The following is a 19,271-nucleotide window of genomic DNA, read 5'->3' as shown; positions in this document are numbered from 1 at the left end:
GCTGCGTCCGGCCCGGGCTGACGCTCGCATAGCACCGCGCGCCGGCAAGCGCGTGCGGCACCGCCGAGTCTGACGGCCAGCTCAGCGCGGCTCGGCGCGGTCGCGCAGGAACCGCGCCATCGACACGTTGGCGGTCGGCGACGACGGCGCGAACTCGGCGGCGATGTCGACGAAGCCGCGCATCACCGCGATCTCGCGCGGGCTGCGGTTAAGCGCATCGCGCAGGTCCGGGTCGGCGCCGGCGCGCAGCAGCTTCTGCACGACGCGGGGCAGCCCGTGCAGCGCGGCCAGGTGCAGCGGGCCGAAGCCGCGGGGGTCCTTGGCATCGAGCGCGGCGTCGTGGTCGAGCAGCTGGTCGATGCCGGCGATCAGCACGTCCTCGTCGGCCGCAGTGCCCGGCTCGGCGCGCGCGCCGAGCAGCAGCAGCAGCGGGGTCGCGCCGGCGGCCGGCTGGTCGGCCTCGGCGCCGGCCAGCAGCAGCGTGTCGAGCAGCGCGACGAAGCGCGCGCGCTCGCGCGCGGTGAAGCCGTACATCGCCGCGCAGTGCAGCGCGGTTCGGTCCTGGGTGTCGGCGGCGTGCACGTTGGCGCCGGCGGCGAGCAGGCGCGCGGCCAGGTCGGGCAGGCCGAGAGCGCACGCGACCATCAGCACGGTGAGGTCGCCGGGCAGGCGCTGCTCGAGCGAGGCGCCGGCCGCCAGCAGGCGGTCGACGATGTCGACGTGGCGCATGCTGACCGCGGCCGACAGAGGCGTCGCGCCGGAGTTGGCCGCGCGCTGCGGCTCGGCGCCGCGCGCCAGCAGCAGGTCGACGACGGCGCGATGGCCGCCGCCGGCGGCGCGCAGCAGCGCAGTGCAGCCCTGGCTGTCGAGCGCGTCGACCGGCAGGCCGAGGTCGAGCAGGCGGCGCACCGCGTCGGCGTCGCCGACGATCGCCGCGCCGGGCACGTCCTGCGCGTGCAGCGGCCGGCGCGGCAGCGGCCAGCCGCGCCAGTCGAGCCAGTCGGCGAGGTCGCGGCGGCCGGCCGACAGCGCCACGCCGAGCGGCGTCTGGCCGTCGGCGGCGCGCAGGTCGGGCGATGCGCCGTGCGCGATCAGCTGCTTCAGCATCGCTTCGCGCCCCAGCGCGGCGGCCAGGTGCAGCGGGCTCATGCCGTGGCTGTCGCGCGCGTCGAGGTCGACGCCGATCGCCAGCAGCCGCGCCAGCAGGCGGGTCCAGCCCAGGCGCACGGTCAGCGCCAGCGGCGGGTCGCCGCTGCGCGACGGCGCGAACGGATCGGCGCCGCGGTCGAGCAGCTCCAATGCGAGGTGCTCAAGCCCGCGCGCGGCGTGCTCGCCGGCGGCGCAGGCGGCGAGGAAGCGCGCCAGCCCGCCGGCACCGGCGGGCGAAACGCCGCGGCGCAGCAGCACCTGCAGCGCCGCGAGCGCGGCCGGTCCGCGCGACAGCAGCGCGAACACCGGGGTGTCGCCGTGCGCGTCGCGCACATCGGGATCGGCGCCGCGCTGCAGCAGCCAGTCGACCTGTTCGGGCGACGGCGCGGGCGGCTCGTCGTGCAACAGCGCGCCGAGTTCGGCCGGCGTCAGCAGGCCGGCGAGGTTGTCGAGCCCGTCGATGCGGCGGTCGTGCAGCGCCTCGCGCAGCAGCGCGGCCGGCGCGCGCGTCGGCAGCGGCGCCTCGAACGCCTCGCCGGCGTCGTGGACCACGCTCGACGGCAGCGGGTAGGCGCGGTCGAGCGCGGCGACCAGCGACCAGCGCCCGGCGGCGGCGGCGTGGTCGATCGCGCGCTTGTCGTCGAAGTCGCGCTGGTCGGGGTCGAGCCCGAGGTCGAGCAGCCGCTGCAGCAGCGCCGGCGTCGTCGCATCGGCCATCGCCGCCAGCGCCAGCGCGTTGCGGCCGTGCGCGTCGAGCGCTGAGGCCTCGGCGGCGCCGCCGCGCGGCAGGTGTTCGAGCAAGCGTTCGAGCACGCCGAGCCGCCCGCCGCGCGCGGCCTCGAGCAACGGCGTGCGGCCGAGTCGGTCGACCGCGGCGGCGTTGGCACCGGCGGCCAGCAGCGCGGCGGCGATCTCGACGTGGCCGGCCAGCGCGGCCTCGTGCAATGCGGTGCGCCCGGCCGGGTCGCGCGCGTCGACCTTGGCCTTGTGCTTGAGCAGCAGCAGCACGCCGGCGGGGTCGTCCTCCTCGCTGCCGGCCGCGGCGAGCAGCACCGGCTGGCCGCCGGCGGGCTCGGGTCGGGCGCCGCGCTCGAGCAGGAACTTCGCCAGCCGCCAGTTGCCCGATGCGCACGCGACCCCGAGCGGCGACAGGCCGTCGGCGTTCAGCGCGTCGAGCTCGGCCGCCGCGTCGCGCAAAAGCGCGGCCACGCCGGGGTCGGAGCTGCGCGCGGCGTGGTGCAGCGCGGTGTTGCCGTCGGCGTCGACCGCGCGCGGGTCGGCGCCGTTGGCCAGCAGCGTCATCACCGCGTCCGGCCGGCCGTGCCAGCTGTCGCGGGTCGCGGCCAGCAGCGGGGTGACGCCGGCGTGCGAGCCGTTGAGGTCGATGCCGCGCGCGATCAGCCCCCGCAGCAGGCGCAGGTCCGGCAGCACCGACGCGAGCACGGCGAGGCTGCGCTGGTCGCGGTCGTCGGCCGGCGGCGGCGCGTGTACGTCGGCGCCGAGTTCGAGCAGTTCGAGCGCGCGGTCGACGCGTCCGCTGCGCGCGGCGGCGTACAGCGCCTGCTCGAGCGGCTCGCCGCCGAGCGTGGCGGCGACGGGTTCGTCGACGGGCTCGTCGTCGAACAGCACCGGCGCGCTGCGCTCGGCCGGCGCGGTGCGCTGCAGCAGCAGGTGCAGCGGCGCGCCGCCCAGGGCGGCAGCGGCCGCGAGCACCCACCGCACCGTCGGCGAGACCAGGCCCGGCCACGCCAGCACCAGCGTCAGCGCCGCCAGCGCGGCGATGACCGCGGCCACGCCGAGCCCGCGCCACGTCCCGGTGTCGCTGTCGCCGACCGCGCGCCAGTGGTCGCCGACGCTGCCGCCGTCGCGTTCGATGCCGTGCCACAGCGGCCACAGCCGCCACAGGGCGAGCAGCGCGCCGCCGGCGACGACGCTGAGGCCGAGCGCGGCCGACAGCGACCCGGTTTCGCGCAGCGACGCCAGCGGCCACGCCACGACCGCGGCGATCATCGCGAACGCGAGCGCCCACGCCAGCAGCGGCGCGAGCGCCTGTGCGGGCAGGTCGCGCGCGACCAGCGGACGGCCGCGCCACGCCGCGACGCCGACGGCGAACGCCGGCTGCGCCAGGGTCATCGCCAGCGCCGCGACGACGCCGCCGGCGCCGGCGAGCAGGCTCAGCGCGACGCCCGCGCCGAGCAGCGCGGCCATCGGCACGCGCGACGAGCCCGCGCCCGTCGCGTGCGGGCCGCGCGGGCGCCCGGGCAGCGACTCAGGCATCGGTGCCCCAGTCCTCGGTCATCGGATCGACCATCGTCGGCGGGAACTGCACGTGGAAGCCGCGCGCGGCGAGGTTCTCGCGCACTACCGCGGCGTCTTCGCGGGCCAGCCTGCGCTCGGGCGTCAGCGCCAGCTCCATGACGAACTGCAGCGTGCCCAGCTGCGTGCGCAGCGGTTCGGGCAGGCGTGCGAACGCATCGCGTGCGCTCAGGTACACGTAGGTCTCGGCCTTTTTCAGGCTCTTGTAGACGTAGGCTTGCATGCGGGGCTGGCGGGTCGCTGCGCAGCGTGATGATGCGCACAGCATACCCGCCCGCCGCGGCCCCGCGCAGGCCGCGATCCAGCGCCGCTGCGATCCGTCCCTGGCCGGTCTCAGTGGTAACCGGCGTCGGCGGCGATCTTGCCCTTGAACACGCGGTACGACCACGCGGTGTAGCCGAGGATCGCCGGCAGCAGCACGACCAGCCCGACCATCACGAAGCCCTGCGACGACGGCGGCGACGACGCCTCCCAGATCGTCAGCGACGGCGGCACGATGTACGGCCAGATGCCGAGCACCAGCCCGGCGAAGCCGAGCGCGAAGAAGCACAGCGTCAGCAGGAACGGCGTCGCGTCGCGGCCCTCGCGCATCACCGCGCGCCACAGCGCGAACGCGTTGGCCAGCGCCAGCAGCGGCACCGGCGCCAGCCACCAGAAATTGCCGCCGTCGAACCAGCGCGCCATCAGCCGCGAATCGAGGAACGGCAGCCAGGTGCTGACCAGGCCCATGAACGCGACGACGACCAGCACCAGCGGGCGGGTCAGGGTGCGCGCGACCAGCTGCATGCGCCCCTCGGTCTTGAGCACCAGCCAGGTCGCGCCGAGCAGCGCGTAGCCGAACAGCACCGCCACGCCGGTCAGCATCGAGAACGGGCTGAACCAGCCGAACGCGCCGCCGACGTACTTGCCTTCCTGCAGCGGCATGCCCTCGACGAGCGCGCCGAGGATCACGCCCTGCGCGAACGCGGCCAGCATCGAGCCCAGCGCGAACGCCGCGCCCCAGAACGGTTTCGCGCGCACCGCCTTGAAGCGGAACTCGAACGCCACGCCGCGGAACACCAGCGCGATCAGCATCAGCAGCACCGGCAGGTACAGCGCCGACAGCACCAGCGCGTAGGCCTTCGGGAACGCCGCCAGCAGGCCGGCGCCGCCGAGCACCAGCCAGGTCTCGTTGCCGTCCCAGATCGGCGCGGCGGTGTTCATCATGTGGTCGAGCTGGTGCTCGTCCTCGGCGAACGGCGCGAGGATGCCGAGCCCGAGCACGAAGCCGTCGAGCAGCACGTACATCAGCACGCCGAAGCCGATCACCGCGAACCACGCGACCGGCAGCCAGGTCTCCGGACTCATGCCGCACCTCCGGTGGCGCGCGCCGCGTTCTCCGGCGCGCCCTCGACCGGCTCGTCCGGCAGCGACAGCGGGCGCGCCGGCGTCTTGTCGCCGTGCTCGGTGTCGGGCGCCGGCTCGTGCGGCTGCGGGCCCTTGCGCACCAGCTTGAACAGATACCAGGTGCCCGCGCCGAACACGCCCGCGTAGGCCACCACGAACGCGATCAGCGACGCCAGCACGCTGCCGGCGTCGACCGCGCTGACCGCGTCGGCGGTGCGCAGCAGGCCGTAGATCACGTACGGCTGGCGGCCGATCTCGACGACGTACCAGCCGGCCAGCAGCGCGATGAAGCCCGACGGCAGCATCAACCGCCAGCCCTGCAGCAGCCAGCGGCTGCGCTCGAGCGTGCCGCGCCGCCACGCCCATAGCGAGGCCAGCACCAGCAGCAGCATCGCCGTGCCGATGCCGACCATCACCCGGAAGGCGTAGAACACCGGCGCGACCGGCGGCCGCTCCTCGCGCGGCACCGCGGTCAGCGGCTGGATCTCGCCGTCGAGGCTGTGGGTCAGGATCAGGCTGCCGAGCTTCGGGATCGCGATCTCGTAGTCGTTGCGCTCGGCCGTCTCGTTCGGCACCGCGAACAGCACCAGCGGCACGCCCTCGCCCTTGCCGTGGCTGCGCCAGTGCGCCTCCATCGCCGCCAGCTTGGTCGGCTGGTACTGGCCGACGTTGAGCCCGTGCAGGTCGCCGGACACGATCTGCAGCGGCACCGCGATCGCGGCGAACGCGATCGCCAGCTTCAGCATGCGCCGGCCGGCCTCGACGTGCTCGCCGCGGCGCAGGTAGGCCGCGCTGACGCCGCCGATCACGAAGCACGTGGTGATGAACGCCGCCAGCACCATGTGCGCCAGCCGGTACGGGAACGACGGGTTGAAGATGATCTGCGACCAGTCCGCCGGCGAGAACACGCCGGCCGCGTCGAGCGTGTAGCCCTGCGGCGTCTGCATCCAGCTGTTGGCCGAGATGATCCAGAACGTCGAGATCAGCGTGCCGAGCGCGACCATGCAGGTCGAGAGGAAATGCAGCTTCGGCGACACCCGTTTCCAGCCGAACAGCATCACGCCGAGGAACGTCGCCTCGAGGAAGAACGCCGTCAGCACCTCGTAGCTCAGCAGCGGGCCGAGGATGTTGCCGGCCTTCTCGCTGAGCACCGACCAGTTGGTGCCGAACTGGAAGCTCATGACGATGCCGCTGACCACGCCCATGCCGAACGACACGGCGAAGATCTTCAGCCAGAAGAAATACAGGTCGCGCCACAGCGCGTCGCGGGTGCGCAGCCAGCGCCATTCGAGGAACGCCAGCCAGCTGGCCAGCCCGATCGTGAACGCCGGGAACAGGATGTGGAACGAAATGACGAATCCGAACTGGATCCGCGACAGCAGCAGTGCATCCACGCCACGTCCTCCGCGACGCGCGAGGGGGGAGCGCCGCGCCGCATAGTGTCGCCCCGCGCGCCGGCCGGCGCCACGCCCGGCGTGCGCGCGGCCGCGCGGAGCGCGGTGGTAACGGCTGCAGATACGCGCGCGGCGGCGCCGCGGAGGCATGACCGACGGGCCGTCCGGCGTCGCCCCGACGGCTGCTACGCTGCGCCGGTTTTCGTCCGCTGGAAGTCCGCATGCCCTTCGCCACCCGTCCCGCTCCGCCCTTCTTCCTGGCCGGCCTGGCCGTGCTTGCCGGTTCGCTTTGCGCATCCGGCGCCTTCGCGCAGGGCGCTGCGTCGACGCCGCCGCGCGCCACCGCGTCGACGCCGATCACCCTCGACCAGGCGATGGCCGACCCGGACTGGATCGGTTCGTCGGTCGAGAGCGCGTGGTGGGCGTGGGACGGCCAGCGCGTGCAGTACACGCGCAAGCGCGACGGCGCGACGATCCGCGACACGTTCGAGGTGCCGGTCGCCGGCGGCGCGTCGACGCGCGTCGACGGCGCCGCGCGCGCATCGCTCGACGCCGCGCGTCCGGTCTACGACGCGGCGCGCACGCGGATGGCGTACGCGCGCAACGGCGACATCTTCGTGCGCGACCTGCGCAGCGGCGCGCTGACCGCGGTCACCCGCACCGACGCGACCGAGTCGCGCCCGCAGTGGAGCCGCGACGGCGGGCTGGTGTTCCGCGCCGGCAACGAGTGGTTCGCGTGGCGCGCCGGCGACGGCGTGCGCCAGGCGGCGCTGGTCAAGGCCGAGAAGGACCCGGCCGCGCCGCCGAAGGCGGACGACCTGCGCGAGCGCCAGCTGGCGCTGCTCGAGACGCTGCGCGACGACCGCGCGCGCCGCGAGGCCGCGCGCGCGCAGGACGCCGAGTGGCGCCGCGCCGACCCGACCCGCGCGCCGCTGCCGGCGTACCTCGGCGACGAGGTGAAGATCGTCGACAGCGCGCTGTCGCCCGACGCGAAGTGGCTGCTGGTCGTCACTGAGCCCAAGTCCGGCGACGAGGGCCAGGCCGGAAAGATGCCCAAGTACGTGACCGAGTCGGGCTACGAGGAGTTCGAGGAGGTCCGCACCCGGGTCGGCCGCAACGCGCCGCTGCCGCACCGGCTGTGGCTGGTCGAGAACGCGACGGCCAAGGTCAGCGAGCTGAGCTTCGACGGCCTGCCCGGCATCGCCGAGGACCCCCTGGCCGCGCTGCGCAAGGCCGCGAAGCAGGAGCCGCTGAAGGGCAACCGCCCGGTGCGGCTGGAAACCGACGCCGGCGGCAGCGGCCCGTCGATCCAGTGGACGTCCGACGGCCGCAGCGCCGCGGTGCTGCTGCGCGCGGTCGACAACAAGGACCGCTGGATCGCGACGCTCGCGCCGGCCGCCGGCACGGCGCTGACGCTGCGTCATCGGCTCACCGACCCGGCCTGGATCAACTGGGGCTTCAACGACTTCGGCTGGCTCGAGGATGCGTCCGGCAACAGCCGCCTGTGGCTGCTGTCCGAACAGAGCGGCTACGCGCACCTGTACCTGGCCGGCGCCACCGGCGCGCCGCGCGCGCTGACGTCGGGCCGCTGGGAGGTGTCGTCCCCGTTGCCCGCGCCGGACGGGCGCGGCTTCTACTTCCTGTGCAACCGCGCGTGGCCGGGCGACTACGAAGTGTGCGCGGTCGACGCCGACGGCGGCGCCGTGCGCGAGGTCACCGCGCTCGACGGCGTCGAGGACTTCAGCCTGTCGCCCGACGGCGCGCGCGTGCTGGTCCGCCACTCCGACAGCTACCTGCCGCCGCAGGCCGCGGTGGTCGATGCGCGCGGCGGCGACGCGGTCACGCTGACCGACACGCGCACGGCGGCGTTCAAGGCGCGCACGTGGATCGAGCCCGAGTACGTGCAGGTGCCGAGCAAGCACGGCGCCGGCACGATCTGGGGCAAGTTCTACGGGCCGGCGACGTACGAGCCGGGCCGCCGCTACCCGGTGGTGATGTTCGTGCACGGCGCCGGCTACCTGCAGAACGTCAGCGACCGCTATCCGAACTATTTCCGCGAGCAGATGTTCCACAACCTGCTGGTGCAGCAGGGCTACGTGGTGCTCGACCTCGACTTCCGCGCGTCCGAGGGCTACGGCCGCGACTGGCGCACGGCGATCTACCGGCAGATGGGCCACCCCGAACTCGAGGACTACCTCGACGGCCTCGACTGGGTCGTCGCCAACAAGCAGGGAGACCGCGACCGCGCCGGCATCTACGGCGGCAGCTACGGCGGCTTCATGACGTTCATGGCGCTGTTCCGCGAGCCGGGCGTGTTCAAGGCCGGCGCCGCGCTGCGGCCGGTCACCGACTGGTCGCAGTACAACCACGAGTACACGTCGAACATCCTCAACACGCCGGTGCTCGACCCCGAGGCCTACCGCAAGTCGTCGCCGATCGAATACGCCGACCGCCTGCAGGACCACCTGCTGATCGCCCACGGCATGATCGACGACAACGTGTTCTACAAGGATTCGGTGATGCTCGCGCAGCGGCTGATCGAGCTGAAGAAGCACGACTGGGAGCTGGCGTCGTACCCGATGGAGCGGCACGGCTTCACCCACCCGGAGGCGTGGTACGACGAGTACCGGCGCATCTACGAGCTGTTCGAGCGCACGCTGAAGTAGCGCGCGGCGCGGTGGCGCGGCGAACCGGCCGCGCCGCCGCCCTACAATGGCGCGCATGAGCGCACCCGACCTCGAGACCGACGCCGACTTCCTGCGCGTCCGCGACTACCTGACCGGCCTGCAGGACCGCATCTGCGCCGCGATCGAAGGCGCCGACGGGCGCGCCCGCTTCGTCGAAGACGTCTGGCAGCGGCCCGAAGGCGGCGGCGGACGCACCCGGATCCTGCGCGACGGCGCGGTGTTCGAGCAGGCGGGCATCGGCTTCTCCGACGTGTCGGGGACGAAGCTGCCGCCGTCGGCGACCGCGGCGCGGCCCGAGCTCGCCGGCGCCTCGTGGCGGGCGGTCGGGGTGTCGCTGGTGTTCCATCCGCGCAATCCGTACCTGCCGACGACGCACGCGAACGTGCGCCACTTCCGCGCGCTGCGCGACGGCCAGACGGTGGCGTGGTGGTTCGGCGGTGGGTTCGACCTGACCCCGTTCTACCCGTTCGACGAGGACGTGCGGCACTGGCATGCCACCGCGCGCGACCTGTGCGCGCCGTTCGGGGGCGAGGCGCGCTACGCCGCGCACAAGCGTTGGTGCGACGAGTACTTCTTCCTGAAGCACCGCGACGAAACCCGCGGCGTCGGCGGCCTGTTCTTCGACGACCTGCACGACGACTTCGAGCGCGACTTCGCCTACCAGCGCGCAGTCGGCGACGGCTTCCTCGACGCCTACCTGCCGCTGGTCGAGCGCCGCCGCGACACGCCGTACGGCGAGCGCGAGCGCGCGTTCCAGCTGTACCGCCGCGGGCGCTATGTCGAGTTCAACCTGGTGTTCGACCGCGGCACGCTGTTCGGCCTGCAGTCCGGCGGGCGCACCGAGTCGATCCTGATGAGCCTGCCGCCGCTGGTGCGCTGGGAGTATGGCTACGCGCCGGAGCCCGGCAGCGCGGAGGCCCGGCTGGCCGACTACCTGCGCCCGCGCGACTGGCTTGCCGAACGGACGTAGTCGGCGAGCTCCCAGTCAGTCCTCCGCGCGCGGCACAACGGTGATCGCGCCGTCGGTTTCCAAGTACGCCACCGCGATGCGGCTGCGGTCGGTGCAGCCGGCTTCGCGCATCGCCTCGTCGAGGTCGGTGTCGGTCAGCGACTGCTTGCGCAGCACGTGCTCGTACACCTTGCCGTTGCGCGCGAGCAGCACCGGCACGCCTTCGACCAGCTCCTCGACGCGCCGGCTGCGCGCGCTGAGCCGTCCGACCAGCCAGTTCAACCCGATCAGCGTCGCGGCGAGGATCAGCCCGCCGAGCAGCGACACGTCCTCGCCGATCAGCGAGTTCTGCACCGCGGTGCCGAGCAGCACGACGACGATCATGTCGAACGGCGTGAACTGCCCGATCGTGCGCTTGCCCGACACCCGCACCAGCGCCAGCAGCACGACGTAGACGACGACCGCGCGCAAGACGAACTCCCACCACGGCATCGACAGCTCGAACACGGTGCGCTCCTTCCATCCCGACTAGCCCGGGGCGGCGAGTGTCGGCCACGGGGACCGAAGGCCGCGTGTTTGCGGCTAATCAGTCGCAAGTCTGGGAAGGTCGCTCTGACCAGCCCGATCCGACGGCGCCGGTCTACCGTCTGGTGGAGAGCCCCCTTGGTAAGTGGGCGCGGCGAAGCCGCGGGGTTCGGAAGCGCATAGCGGGGCCCAAGATTTGCCCCGGCAAATCTTGGGTTTTATTGCCTGGGCAGAAAGCGCAGGCAATAAAAAGCCCCGCAGGCAGGGGGGGCCGGCGGGGCTGGTGGAACGGGGCCTGGGGAGGGGCCTTACGTTCCGGGGATCACTCCAGGGGAGGGAGAGATCTACGACAGGCGTTGCACCTGTCGCGAGTAATAAGACCACCGGGCACATGGATAGTTCGTGAAGGCGAAAGTTAAGCTTTTGTTGGATTCAGGGTCGATTCAGACCGCCAAATCCGGCTAACTTCCGGCAACGTGCGCGTTCAGTGGGCTTCTTCCCAATTCTGCCCGACCCCGCTGTCGACGACCAACGGCACCCGCAGCTCCGCGGCCGCGGCCATGCGGCGGGTGACACCTTCCAGCAGGCCGGCGACGAAATCGGCATCGCATTCGAACACCAGTTCGTCGTGCACCTGCAGCACCATCAGGGCCCGCTCGCGTGAATCCTTCAGCCAGTCGTCGACGCTGACCATCGCCCGCTTGATGATGTCGGCCGCCGTGCCCTGCATCGGCGCATTGATCGCCGCGCGCTCGGCGCCGGCGCGCAGCCCCTGGTTGCGCGCGGTGATGTTGTCCAGGTACAGGCGCCGGCCGAACACGGTCTCGACGTAGCCCTGCTCGCGCGCCTGCTGGCGGGTGCGCTCCATGAAGTCGCGCACGCCCGGGTAGCGGCTGAAGTACAGCGCGATGTAGTCCTGCGCCTCGCCGCGGCCGATGCCGAGCTGCCGCGCCAGTCCGAACGCGCCCATGCCGTACATCAGGCCGAAGTTGATCGCCTTTGCCGCGCGCCGCTCGTTGCCCGACACCGTGTCGATGGTCTTGCCGAACACCTCGGCCGCGGTGGCCTTGTGCACGTCCGCGCCGGACGCGAACGCGCCGAGCAGGCCGGCGTCCTCGGACAGGTGCGCCATGATCCGAAGCTCGATCTGCGAGTAGTCGCACGCGACGATCACCCGGCCCGGCGGCGCGACGAACGCGGTGCGGATGCGGCGGCCGTCGTCGGTGCGGATCGGGATGTTCTGAAGGTTCGGGTCGCTCGACGCCAGCCGCCCGGTCGCCGCGCCGGCCTGGTGGTAGCTGGTGTGCACGCGGCCGGTGGCGGGGTTGATCATCTCCGGCAGCTTGTCGGTGTACGTGCTGCGCAGCTTGGCCAGCCCGCGGTACTCGAGGATCACGCGCGGCAGCTCGTGCTGGTCGGCGATCGCCTCGAGCGCCTCCTCGTTGGTCGACGGCGCGCCCGATGGCGTCTTGACCAGCGCCGGCAGCTTGAGCTCGTCGAACAGCAGCGCGCCGAGCTGCTTGGGCGAGTCGAGGTTGAACGTGCGCCCGGCCAGCTCGGTCGCCTGCTGCTGCGCGGCGAGCATGCGCTTGGACAGGTCGGCCGACTGCCGGCGCAGCTCGTCGGCGTCGACGCGCACGCCGTTGGCCTCGACCCGCGTCAGCACCGGCACCAGCGGCATCTCGATGTCGCGGTAGACGCGTTCCAGCGCCGGCTCGGCGGCGAGCTTCGGCGCCAGCGCGCGGTGCAGCCGCAGGGTCACGTCGGCGTCCTCGGCGGCGTAGCGCGTGGCGTCGTCGAGCGCGACCTGCGAGAACGGGATCGACTTCGCGCCCTTGCCGGCCACGTCCTCGTACTTGACGGTCTCGTAGCCGAGGTAGCGGCGCGCCAGCGAGTCCATGTCGTGGCGCGTCGCCGTCGCGTTGAGCACGAAGCTCTCAAGCATGGTGTCGTCGGCGTAGCCGGCGACGTCGACGCCGTGGCGGCGCAGCACGTGCAGGTCGTACTTGCCGTGCTGGCCGATCTTGCGCTTGCCGGGGTCGGCGAGCAGCGGCCGCAGCGCGTCGAGCACCTCGCCGCGCGGCAGCTGCGCCGGCGCGCCGGGGTAGTCGTGCGCGAGCGGGACGTAGCACGCGCGGCCGGGCTCGACGCTGAGGCTCAGGCCGACCAGGTTCGCGCGCATCGCATCGAGCGAGTCGGTCTCGGTGTCGAACGCGAACGCATCGGCCGCGTGCAGCCGCGCGACCCACGCGTCGAGCTGTTCGCGCGTTAGCACGAGCTCGTACTCGCCAGGCGCCCCGAGCGCGGGATCGACGCCGTCGACCGGCGCCGCGCTGCGCGCATAGCCGGCTGCGGTGTTGCGCGTGCCGGCCTTGCCGTCGTCGTCGCCGCTGCCGTCGAGCTCGCGCAGCGCCTGCTTGAAGCCGTAGCGCGCGTACATCTCGCGCAGCACCGCGACGTCGCGCTCGCGCAGGGACAGGTCGGTCGGGCCGCGGTCGAGCGCCACGTCGGTCTTGATCGTCGCCAGCGTGCGGTTCAGCGGCAGGCGCCCGAGCACGGCGCGCAGGTTCTCGCCGATCTTGCCCTTGATCGCGTCGGCATGGGCGATCACGCCGTCGAGCGTGCCGTACTCGCCGAGCCACTTGGCCGCGGTCTTCGGCCCGCACTTGTCGACGCCGGGGATGTTGTCGACGCTGTCGCCCATCAGCGACAGCAGGTCGACGATCTGGTCGGCGCGCACGCCGAACTTGCCGACCACCGCCTCGTCGCTGTCGAGCCGGCTGCCGGTCATCGTATTCACCAGCGCCACGTGCGCGCCGTTGTCGAGGCGACGCACGAGCTGGGCGAAATCCTTGTCGCCGGTCGAGATCGTCACCTCGATGCCGCCCTCGGCCGCGCGCAGCGCGAGCGTGCCGATGACGTCGTCGGCCTCGACCCCGGCGACGCGCAGGATCGGCAGGCCGAGTGCCTCGACGATCCGCATCATCGGCTCGACCTGCGAGCGCAGGTCGTCCGGCATCGGCGGGCGGTTGGCCTTGTACTGCGGGTCGAGGTCGTCGCGGAACGTCCTGCCCGGCGCGTCGACGACGAACGCGGCGTAGTCGGGCTTCTCGTTCAACGTCGCCCGCAGCATGTTGACCACGCCGAACAGCGCGCCGGTGGGCTCGCCGTGGTCGTTGGTCAGCGGCGGCAGCGCGTGGAACGCGCGGTAGAGGTAGCTGGAGCCGTCGATCAGTACGAGTCGGGTCATGCCGCGATTCTACGCCGGGGGTCCGGCGCCGCTTCCCGCGGCGGCGGCGCGTCACCGCCGGCGCGCCGGGGCAGCGGGTATCCTCGCGGGACGCCTCCGGCCGCCCGCACCACCCATCGCCGCGGCCGGCGCGCACCAGGAGATCCGACATGCGCACCCCGTCCCTCGCATTTCCCACCCGCTCCGTCGCCGCGTTCGCGCTGGGCCTGGCGATGGCCGCCAGCGGCTGCGCCACGATGGGCGGCGGCGACGACCCCACCGCTGCGCTGCAGGGCGCGGAGGTGACGGCGCGCGAGGGCCGCGACGGCGACGTGATCGAGGAGTACCGCGTCGCCGGCCAGCTCAAGGTGGTCAAGGTCAGGCCGCTGCGCGGGCCGGTGTACTACCTGATCGACAGCAACGGCGACGGACGGCTCGACAGCAGCAAGGGCGAGGGCCCGGTGTCGCCGGTGTACTGGAAGCTGTTCGGCTGGTGAGCGGGACCGGCACCGTGCGCATCGCAAACGCGACCAGCGCAGCCGAGCTGCGCGCGGCGTGGCCGGTGGTCGCACAGCTGCGGCCGGCGTTCGACGAGGACCGCTTCGTCGTGCAGGCGCTGCGGCAGATCGAGGCCGGCTACCGGGCGACGGTGCTGGTCGACGCCGACGGCGTGCCGCGCGCGTACGCGGGCTGGCGTGTGCTCGAGTTCCTCGCGTCGGGTCGCCACGTCTACGTCGACGACCTGGTGACCGATGCGGCCGCGCGCAGCCAGGGGCTCGGGGCCGCGCTGCTCGACTGGCTCAAGGCCGAGGCGCGGCGGCTGGGCTGCACCCGGCTGCAGCTCGACTCGGGCACACAGCGCAAGGACGCGCACGCGTTCTACCTGCGCGAGGGGCTGCGGATCGAGGGCTTCCACTTCGGCATCGCGCTCGACTGAATGCGCGGCAGTCCCGGCGCCGACCCGCGCCCGCCGCCAAGTTGACCCAAATCAAGATGGCGCGCGCGGCCGGGCCCTACCCTGCGGCGCATGGCCACTCCTGCACCCGCCTTCGGCGCCGACCTCCTCCGCCGCTACGACCGGCCCGGTCCGCGCTACACCTCGTACCCGACCGCGCCGCAGTTCCACGCCGGCTTCGGCGAGGCGCAGCTGCGCGACGCGGCGGCGGCCAGCAACGGCGACCCGATCCCGCGCCGGCTGTCGCTGTACGTGCACGTGCCGTTCTGCGAAAGCCCGTGCTTCTACTGCGGCTGCAACCGCGTGATTACCCGCGACAAGGCCCGCGGCGAGGCCTACCTGGCGCGGCTGTACCGCGAGATCGACCTGACCGCGCAGCTGTTCGACCGCGACCGCGAGGTGATCCAGCTGCACTTCGGCGGCGGCACCCCGAACTTCCTGAGCCCGACGCAGCTGCGCGAGGTCGTCGACACCCTGCGCCGGCAGTTCCATTTCTCCGAATCGCCCGACCGCGACATCTCGATCGAGCTCGACCCGCGCTTCGTGTCGCCGGCCGACGTCGCCGAGCTCGCCGCGATCGGCTTCAACCGCGCCAGCTTCGGCGTGCAGGACTTCGACCCGGCCGTGCAGGCCGCGGTCAACCGCATCCAGAGCGTCGAGGAGACCCGCGCGGTGATCGACGCCTGCCGCGCGAACGGCTTCCGCTCGGTCAACGTCGATCTGATCTACGGGCTGCCGAAGCAGAGCCGCGAGGGCTTCGCGCGTACGCTCGAGACCGTGGTCGGCATGCGCCCGGACCGCATCGCGGTGTACAGCTACGCGCACCTGCCGCAGCTGTTCAAGCCGCAGCGACAGATCGAGGCGGCCGACCTGCCCGACCCCGAGGCCAAGCTCGCGCTGCTGCAGCTGGCGATCGAGTCGCTGTCGGCGGCCGGCTACGTGTACATCGGCATGGACCACTTCGCGCTGCCCGACGACGAGCTGGCGCAGGCGCAGGCCCGCGGCGGCCTGCACCGCAACTTCATGGGCTACACGACGCACGCCGACAGCGACCTGGTGGGGCTCGGCGTCAGCGCGATCAGCCACATCGGCGACAGCTTCAGCCAGAACCCGCGCGACCTGCTCAGCTGGCAGGCCGCGCTCGACGACGGCCGCCTGCCGGTGTTCCGCGGCATGCGCCTGAGCGAGGACGACCAGCTGCGCGCGGACCTGATCCAGTCGCTGATGTGCCAGGGCGAGGTGCCGATCGCGGCGCTCGAGCGGCGCTACGACATCGAGTTCGCGCGCTACTTCGCCGACGACCTGGCGCGGCTGCAGCCGCTGGCGGACGACGGCCTGGTACGGATTGCCCGCGACCGGATCACCGTCACACCCGCCGGACGCCTGTTGTTGCGTAACATCGCGATGTGCTTCGACCGCTACCTCGACCAGTCGGCCCCGGTGGCCACGCCCCGCTTCTCGCGCGCGATCTGACCGCGTCGTGGGGTTGGCCGTGAACGACACCGCGTTCCCGCGCAGCAGCGCGCGCACGCTCGCCGACGACGGCGACCGCCTGCACTTCTGCTCGACCTGCGCGTTCTCGCAGGCGTGCCTCGACGAGGGCATGGACAAGGCCGCGCTGATGGACCTGCACGTGCTGGTCGAGCACGTCGGCCCGCTGCGCGCCGGCGAGCACGTGTTCCGCGAGGGCGATCCGTTCGAGGCGATCGCGGCGGTGCGCGCCGGCACCGTGAAAACCTATGTGATCGACCGCGACGGGCGCGAGCACGTGCTCGGCTTCCACCTGCCCGGCGAGGTGATCGGCCTCAACGCGATCGACGGCGAGAGCTACCCGTGCAACGCGGTCGCGCTCGACACGGTGATGCTGTGCCGGTTCTCGTTCCCGAAGATCGCCGTGCTCGCCACGCGCGTGCCGGGCCTGCAGCGCCAGCTGTTCCGGCTGCTCAGCCGCGACATTGGCCGCGCCGCGCTGCTGGCCGGCGACTGGGCGGCCGACCAGCGGCTGGCCGCGTTCCTGCTCGGCCTGTCGCGGCGGCTGGCCGCGCGCGGCTTCTCGCCGAACCGCTTCGCGCTGACGATGGCGCGCACCGACGTCGCCAATTACCTGCGGCTGGCGCCGGAGACGGTCAGCCGCGTGCTCAAGCGCTTCCAGACCGAGGGCTGGCTGCGGGTCGACCGGCGCGAGCTGGAGCTGCTCGACCGCGACGCGATCGAAGCGCTGGCCGCGCCGGTGCTGCGCGGCTGAGTCCGCGGTCGCGCGCAGTGGCGCCGACTTGACCTGAATCAACGCCGGCGACGCGCCGCGCGGGGACCATGCCCGGGTCTGCAAGGAGAAGAGCATGAGCACTACCCGCAAACTGTGGCTGGGCCTGGCGGCCCTGCTGATCGTGTCGTTCTCGGTGCTGTTGTGGGCGGGCACCGAGATCTTCCGCGCCGCCCCGCCGATGCCCGAGCGCGTCGTCAGCACCGACGGCGGCACCGTCTACACCCGCGCCGACATCGAACGCGGCCGCCAGGTGTGGCAGTCGATGGGCGGCATGCAGCTGGGCTCGATCTGGGGCCACGGCGGCTACGTCGCGCCGGACTGGAGCGCCGACTGGCTGCACCGTGAAGCGGTCGGCCTGCTCGACCTGTGGGCCCGCGCCGACGGCGGCATGGCGACCTACGCCGACCTCCGGCCCGAGCAGCAGGCGGCGCTGCGCGGCCGGCTGCAGGCGGTCATGCGCCGCAACACCTGGGACGAGGCGACCAGGACGATCACCCTGGACCGCGACCGCGTGGTCGCGATCTCGAACGTCGCCGCGCACTACCAGAGCCTGTTCGGCAACGACCCGGCCACGCGCGAGCTGCGCGAGGCCTACGCGATGAAGGAAGCGACCGTGCCGGACGTCGAACACCGGCGCGCGCTGACGGCGTTCTTCTGGTGGACGGCGTGGGCGGCGACGACCGAGCGCCCGCTCGAGCCCGGCGACGCGATGGTGCCGGACAAGGCCGGCGCGGTCGCCAAGCAGGTGACGTACACCAACAACTGGCCGAGCGAGCCGCTGGTCGGCAACACGCCGCCGGCGCCGCTGTGGGTCTGGTCGGCCTTCAGCGTGCTGTTCCTGCTGGCCGGCATCGCCCTGCTCGGCTGGCACCACGCGCGCACGCGGGAGGAGAGCCCGGACACGCTGCCGGCGCGCGACCCGTTTGCCGCGCTGCGGATCACCCCGTCGATGCGCGCGACGGCGAAGTACTTCTGGCTGGTGCTGGCGCTGTTCCTGGCCCAGATCCTGCTCGGCGCGATCACCGCGCACTACCAGGTCGAGGGCCAGCAGGCCTACGGCTACGCGCTGTCGGACGTGCTGCCGTACTCGATCACCCGCACCTGGCACACCCAGCTGGCGGTGCTGTGGATCGCGGTGGCGTGGCTCGGCACCGGGCTGTACATCGCGCCGGCGCTGTCGGGGCATGAGCCGAAGTTCCAGCGCTTCGGGGTCAACTTCCTGTTCGTCAGCCTGATCGTGATCGTGGTCGGCTCGTTCGTCGGCCAGTGGCTGGCGGTGATGCAGAAGCTCGGCCTCGACCACAACTTCTGGTTCGGCCACCAGGGCTGGGAGTACGCCGACATGGGCCGCTTCTGGCAGTGGTACCTGTTCATCGGCCTGCTGCTGTGGCTGACCCTGGTCGGCCGCTCGCTGTGGCCGGTGCTGATGGGCCGCGGCGCGGACGGCAAGGCCAGCGAGTCGCGCCACATCGTCGGCCTGCTGTTCCTGTCGACCGTGTGCATCGGCCTGTTCTTCGCGTCGGCGCTGATGTGGGGCGAGCACACGCACATCTCCGAGGTCGAGTACTGGCGCTGGTGGCTGGTGCACCTGTGGGTCGAGGGCTTCTTCGAGGTGTTCGCCACCGCGGTGATGGCGCTGATCTTCACCCGGCTGGGCCTGCTGAAGACCTCGACGGCGACCGTGGCGGTGCTGTTCGCGACGATCATCTTCATGGCCGGCGGCGTGCTCGGCACCCTGCACCACCTGTACTTCGTCGGCACGCCGACGGCGGTGGTGGCGCTGGGCGCGAGCTTCAGCGCGCTGGAAGTGGTGCCGCTGGCGTACATCGGCTTCGAGGCCTACCACACGTACAAGCTCGGCAAGGCGACGCCGTGGATGGTCCGCTACCGCTGGCCGATCATGTTCTTCCTCGCGGTGTCGTTCTGGAACCTGGTCGGCGCGGGCCTGTTCGGCTTCCTGATCAACCCGCCGCTGTCGCTGTACTACATGCAGGGCCTGAACCTGACGCCGCTGCACGGCCACACCGCGCTGTTCGGCGTGTACGGGATGCTCGGCATCGCGCTGGTGCTTTTCTGCATGCGCGGCCTGCGCGGGCAGATGCACTGGGACACGCGCGCGCTGAAGGTCTCGTTCTGGTCGCTGAACCTCGGGCTGGCGCTGATGGCGGTGCTGACGCTGCTGCCGCTGGGCACGATGCAGCTGCTCGCCGCGATCGAGCACGGCTACGCGTACGCGCGCTCGGCCGAGTTCATGCAGCAGCCGATCGTCGACCTGCTGGTGTGGATGCGCGTGCCGGGCGACACGATCTTCAGCGTCGGCGCGCTGGCGCTGGCCTGGTTCGTGCTGCGGCTGTGGGTCGCGCCGCGGCCGGCGACGGTGACCGCGGAGGTGGACGCGAGCGACGCGTGAGTCGC

13 protein-coding genes are annotated in these 19,271 nt (G+C 72.5%); 7 read left to right on the top strand and 6 right to left on the bottom strand.

What is annotated here, in order from left to right:
- Positions 1-81 precede the first annotated feature (81 nt).
- The 4 genes from D3A60_RS01740 to D3A60_RS01725 all read right to left on the bottom strand — a co-directional run bounded on the left by D3A60_RS01740 (position 82) and on the right by D3A60_RS01725 (position 6,245).
- The gene (locus tag D3A60_RS01740) at positions 82-3,357 is read right to left on the bottom strand and encodes an ankyrin repeat domain-containing protein (RefSeq protein ID WP_231120397.1); all 3,276 of its coding nucleotides are present in this window, start codon (positions 3,355-3,357) and stop codon (positions 82-84) included.
- Between the two features lie 61 nt (positions 3,358-3,418).
- A complete protein-coding gene (locus tag D3A60_RS01735; RefSeq protein ID WP_119716982.1) occupies positions 3,419-3,688 on the bottom strand; it encodes a YcgL domain-containing protein in 270 nt (89 codons plus the stop codon).
- Between the two features lie 110 nt (positions 3,689-3,798).
- Positions 3,799-4,812, bottom strand: a complete 1,014-nt coding sequence (cydB, locus tag D3A60_RS01730) for a cytochrome d ubiquinol oxidase subunit II (RefSeq protein ID WP_119716981.1) — start codon at positions 4,810-4,812, stop codon at positions 3,799-3,801.
- Entirely contained in the window at positions 4,809-6,245 is a 1,437-nt protein-coding gene (locus D3A60_RS01725; RefSeq protein ID WP_119716980.1) for a cytochrome ubiquinol oxidase subunit I, read from the bottom strand. The genes cydB and D3A60_RS01725 overlap by 4 nt, the downstream gene beginning before the upstream one ends.
- 221 nt (positions 6,246-6,466) lie before the next feature.
- On the opposite strand from D3A60_RS01725, the gene D3A60_RS01720 reads away from it, so the two are divergent.
- Both D3A60_RS01720 and hemF read left to right on the top strand, forming a co-directional pair.
- Entirely contained in the window at positions 6,467-8,911 is a 2,445-nt protein-coding gene (locus D3A60_RS01720) for an alpha/beta hydrolase family protein (protein ID WP_119716979.1), read from the top strand.
- Positions 8,912-8,966: 55 nt separating this feature from the next.
- Positions 8,967-9,902, top strand: a complete 936-nt coding sequence (gene hemF / locus D3A60_RS01715) for an oxygen-dependent coproporphyrinogen oxidase (RefSeq protein WP_119716978.1) — start codon at positions 8,967-8,969, stop codon at positions 9,900-9,902.
- Between the two features lie 15 nt (positions 9,903-9,917).
- On the opposite strand, the gene D3A60_RS01710 is transcribed toward hemF, so the two are convergent.
- On the bottom strand, positions 9,918-10,373 hold the full coding sequence (locus D3A60_RS01710; protein WP_119717501.1) for a DUF421 domain-containing protein: 456 nt from the start codon (positions 10,371-10,373) through the stop codon (positions 9,918-9,920).
- Positions 10,374-10,890: 517 nt separating this feature from the next.
- The gene (polA, locus tag D3A60_RS01705; RefSeq protein WP_119716977.1) at positions 10,891-13,656 is read right to left on the bottom strand and encodes a DNA polymerase I; all 2,766 of its coding nucleotides are present in this window, start codon (positions 13,654-13,656) and stop codon (positions 10,891-10,893) included.
- A gap of 149 nt (positions 13,657-13,805) precedes the next feature.
- Here polA and D3A60_RS01700 point away from each other — a divergent pair, with 149 nt between their 5' ends.
- The 5 genes from D3A60_RS01700 (at position 13,806) to D3A60_RS01680 (ending at position 19,266) form a co-directional block, all read left to right on the top strand.
- Positions 13,806-14,132: a DUF2782 domain-containing protein gene (locus D3A60_RS01700; RefSeq protein ID WP_407062745.1), complete on the top strand. Its 327-nt coding sequence runs from the start codon at positions 13,806-13,808 to the stop codon at positions 14,130-14,132.
- On the top strand, positions 14,129-14,572 hold the full coding sequence (locus tag D3A60_RS01695) for a GNAT family N-acetyltransferase (RefSeq protein ID WP_196778609.1): 444 nt from the start codon (positions 14,129-14,131) through the stop codon (positions 14,570-14,572). Before D3A60_RS01700 ends, D3A60_RS01695 begins: the two co-directional genes overlap by 4 nt.
- A 90-nt stretch (positions 14,573-14,662) precedes the next feature.
- On the top strand, positions 14,663-16,063 hold the full coding sequence (gene hemN / locus D3A60_RS01690) for an oxygen-independent coproporphyrinogen III oxidase (protein ID WP_119716976.1): 1,401 nt from the start codon (positions 14,663-14,665) through the stop codon (positions 16,061-16,063).
- Between the two features lie 13 nt (positions 16,064-16,076).
- Positions 16,077-16,835, top strand: a complete 759-nt coding sequence (locus D3A60_RS01685; protein WP_407062755.1) for a helix-turn-helix domain-containing protein — start codon at positions 16,077-16,079, stop codon at positions 16,833-16,835.
- Between the two features lie 94 nt (positions 16,836-16,929).
- Positions 16,930-19,266, top strand: a complete 2,337-nt coding sequence (locus D3A60_RS01680) for a nitric-oxide reductase large subunit (RefSeq protein WP_119716975.1) — start codon at positions 16,930-16,932, stop codon at positions 19,264-19,266.
- The last annotated feature ends 5 nt before the right edge of the window (positions 19,267-19,271 follow it).

The sequence above is a fragment of the Cognatilysobacter tabacisoli genome (genome assembly GCF_003586305.1).
GTDB classification, from domain to species: domain Bacteria; phylum Pseudomonadota; class Gammaproteobacteria; order Xanthomonadales; family Xanthomonadaceae; genus Cognatilysobacter_A; species Cognatilysobacter_A tabacisoli.
The sequence above is the reverse complement of the archived record's forward strand: the minus strand, read 5'-3'. Positions and strand labels throughout refer to the sequence as shown.

Bases quoted from the DNA above. Each gene is read 5' to 3' on its own strand.
- D3A60_RS01740 (WP_231120397.1), bottom strand. From the start codon at position 3,357: ATGGCCGCGCTGCTCGGCGCGGGCGTCGCGCTGAGCCTGCTCGCCGGC.
- D3A60_RS01735 (WP_119716982.1), bottom strand. From the start codon at position 3,688: ATGCAAGCCTACGTCTACAAGAGCCTGAAAAAGGCCGAGACCTACGTG.
- cydB (WP_119716981.1), bottom strand. From the start codon at position 4,812: ATGAGTCCGGAGACCTGGCTGCCGGTCGCGTGGTTCGCGGTGATCGGC.
- D3A60_RS01720 (WP_119716979.1), top strand. From the start codon at position 6,467: ATGCCCTTCGCCACCCGTCCCGCTCCGCCCTTCTTCCTGGCCGGCCTG.
- hemF (WP_119716978.1), top strand. From the start codon at position 8,967: ATGAGCGCACCCGACCTCGAGACCGACGCCGACTTCCTGCGCGTCCGC.
- D3A60_RS01710 (WP_119717501.1), bottom strand. From the start codon at position 10,373: ATGCCGTGGTGGGAGTTCGTCTTGCGCGCGGTCGTCGTCTACGTCGTG.
- polA (WP_119716977.1), bottom strand. From the start codon at position 13,656: ATGACCCGACTCGTACTGATCGACGGCTCCAGCTACCTCTACCGCGCG.
- D3A60_RS01700 (WP_407062745.1), top strand. From the start codon at position 13,806: ATGCGCACCCCGTCCCTCGCATTTCCCACCCGCTCCGTCGCCGCGTTC.
- hemN (WP_119716976.1), top strand. From the start codon at position 14,663: ATGGCCACTCCTGCACCCGCCTTCGGCGCCGACCTCCTCCGCCGCTAC.
- D3A60_RS01680 (WP_119716975.1), top strand. From the start codon at position 16,930: ATGAGCACTACCCGCAAACTGTGGCTGGGCCTGGCGGCCCTGCTGATC.